General features: G+C 67.6%; 2 protein-coding genes and 1 pseudogene. 2 read left to right on the top strand and 1 reads right to left on the bottom strand.

The genetic code is table 11. The annotated features are described in order from the left end of the window. Positions 1-70: 70 nt before the first annotated feature. Both EHS43_RS48875 and EHS43_RS48565 read left to right on the top strand, forming a co-directional pair. Positions 71-766: pseudogene (locus EHS43_RS48875) on the top strand (endo-1,4-beta-xylanase); the annotation flags it as partial. Positions 767-840: 74 nt separating this feature from the next. Continuing rightward, positions 841-1,521: an endo-1,4-beta-xylanase gene (locus EHS43_RS48565; RefSeq protein WP_260470984.1), complete on the top strand. Its 681-nt coding sequence runs from the start codon at positions 841-843 to the stop codon at positions 1,519-1,521. Positions 1,522-1,821: 300 nt separating this feature from the next. On the opposite strand, the gene EHS43_RS43100 is transcribed toward EHS43_RS48565, so the two are convergent. After that, positions 1,822-2,142, bottom strand: a complete 321-nt coding sequence (locus EHS43_RS43100) for a hypothetical protein (protein ID WP_125195890.1) — start codon at positions 2,140-2,142, stop codon at positions 1,822-1,824. Between the last annotated feature and the right edge of the window lie 47 nt (positions 2,143-2,189).

The following is a 2,189-nucleotide window of genomic DNA, read 5'->3' as shown; positions in this document are numbered from 1 at the left end:
GCCCAACCCCCCGCTGAACCTGACCGGCCCGCATCTCAGGACCGGTGGCGACTTCACCGTCACCGCGCGCATGTCCGGTGTGGGTGACGATGACGGCGACTCATGGCTGCGGCTGTACGGACGGGTACCGGTCATCTACGACGAGTGGCGGCAGGAGCGGCCCTCACTTCGCGTCGGCGTGACCGCTGACGGACAAGTGAAGGTACAGATATGGGACGGCGAGGGCGATGAGCTTGCCACCTCCAAGGTTTTCGACTGCGGCTGCTCCGGGACGGTGACACTCGCCGTGTCGAGCATCGGTGACACCTTCCGCGTGAAAGCCGACGGGCGGCGGCTGGGAACCGTGCACGACCCGGGGGTGTTCGCCGAGGGCACTGTCTGGTTCGGTCTGGAGGCGGACGTGGACGCAGACGCGGGGGCGGGCGAGGACGGGCGCCGCGAGGGATGGCGTCTGTCGCAGCTGCTCGCGCGGGCAGAGAGCGGTGACCCGCTCCGCGTGATCAAGGCGCCGCAGCTGCGCCAGGAGCAGATGGACGACTCGCTGCGTGCGCGGGCCGCAGACGTGGGGCGGCCGTTCGACGTCGGCACCGCCCTGGCCGAGAACCCGCTGCTCACTGACTCACGCTACCGGGCGCTCGCGGGAAGCCAGTTCTCCATGCTCACTCCGGAGAACGCGTTCAAGCCACAGTTCCTCCACCCACGCCGAGGCGTCTACGACTTCCGCGACGCGGACCTCCTCGTACGCTTCGCCCGCGCCAACGAGATGAAGGTGCACGCGCACACCCTCGTCTGGCACGAGGCTCTGCCCCACTGGATGCGGGAAAACGACGACCCCGGACCATGCTCCGGCACATCGCCACGGTCGCCGGGCACTTCAAGGGAAAGGTCGCGGAATGGGATGTGGTCAACGAGCCCATGTCCGACGACGAGAAGAGCTATACCAACGGGGATCTCGGTCTGCGCTCCGAGCAGAGCCCGTGGTTCGAGGCCATGGGCGAGGAGTACATCGACGAGGCGTTCAGGGCCGCCCACCGGGCCGATCCGAAGGCACGGCTGTTCCTCAACGAGTACGGGGTCGAGGAGGAAGGCGAGCGGTGGGACGCCCTTTACGCTCTGGTCGAGCGGCTCAAGGAACGCGGCGTACCGATCGACGGCGTGGGTTTCCAGACCCATGAGTACGCACCCGGCGACCGCACCGACCCGGAGACCTTCCGCAGCCATGTGCGGGATCTGGCGGAGCTCGGGGTTCAGGCGCGGGTATCGGAGATGGACGTCCCCATAGGTGAGGACGATCAGGACGGGCGGCAGATCCAGGCGGATGAGATGGCGGGCAAGCTGCGGGTCTGCCTGGAGGAGCCGAACTGCACATCGTTCTCCACCTGGGGATTCACCGACCGGTACGGTTCCACCGCCGACACCAAGATCTATCCGCCGCGCACGGCCGATTCCCTGCCGTGGGACGCGGCCCTGCGGCCGAAGCCGGCGTACGAGCGCTTGCTCGAGGCCTTTGACGAGGCGTGAGAAATCAAGGTGCGACCTCTGCTGTCCGCCTCCGTGCACGTCGTCGCGAGTAGCGAGGTCACCCTGACCGCCGGGTTCGCCCCGCACTGTTGTCCCGCCGTCGATGCGTACCATCTCGCGGACCGCTCCGACAGCGCCCTTGCTCAGCAAGGCGCACCACCGGGACCAGGGCGGCGTCAGGCCAGGTTGGGATCATCGAACACTGCGGACACCTCGCAGGTCGGGGGGGGCTCGGGGGGCATCCCTACTTTCATGTCCGGACACTGGACCAACGGGCACCCGGTGGATCGAAACTGAGAGTCAGCGCCCGGTGCCCGCGTGGAGGGTGCGGCGCTCGCCGGTGACCTTCGAGGCTGGAAGGCGTCCGGCCTTGGAGGTTCCTGTCAGAGTGTCGCCGTCGATCGTCACGGCGAAGGCCAGGTTCAGCCGCATGGGCTTGGTGATGGCCTGCTTCCACGTGAGCCGGTCGCCGTCGAGGACGACGTCGCTGAGCGGCACTTCCACTCCGGCCCCGTGGGCGGTTCCGACGAGGACACCGTCCTCGCTCCGGAACTCGGCTACGGCCTTGATCTTGCCGATGGGGGTGGAGATGGACAGGTCCCAATTACCTTCGACGGGCATGCTGCTGTTCTTCCTGACGGTAGTGGTGTGGGTGGGCGGTGCAGAGG

The organism is Streptomyces sp. RP5T (assembly GCF_003933965.1).
GTDB lineage: Bacteria > Actinomycetota > Actinomycetes > Streptomycetales > Streptomycetaceae > Streptomyces.
The sequence above is the reverse complement of the archived record's forward strand: the minus strand, read 5'-3'. Positions and strand labels throughout refer to the sequence as shown.

Bases quoted from the DNA above. Each gene is read 5' to 3' on its own strand.
- EHS43_RS48565 (WP_260470984.1), top strand. From the start codon at position 841: ATGCTCCGGCACATCGCCACGGTCGCCGGGCACTTCAAGGGAAAGGTC.
- EHS43_RS43100 (WP_125195890.1), bottom strand. From the start codon at position 2,142: ATGCCCGTCGAAGGTAATTGGGACCTGTCCATCTCCACCCCCATCGGC.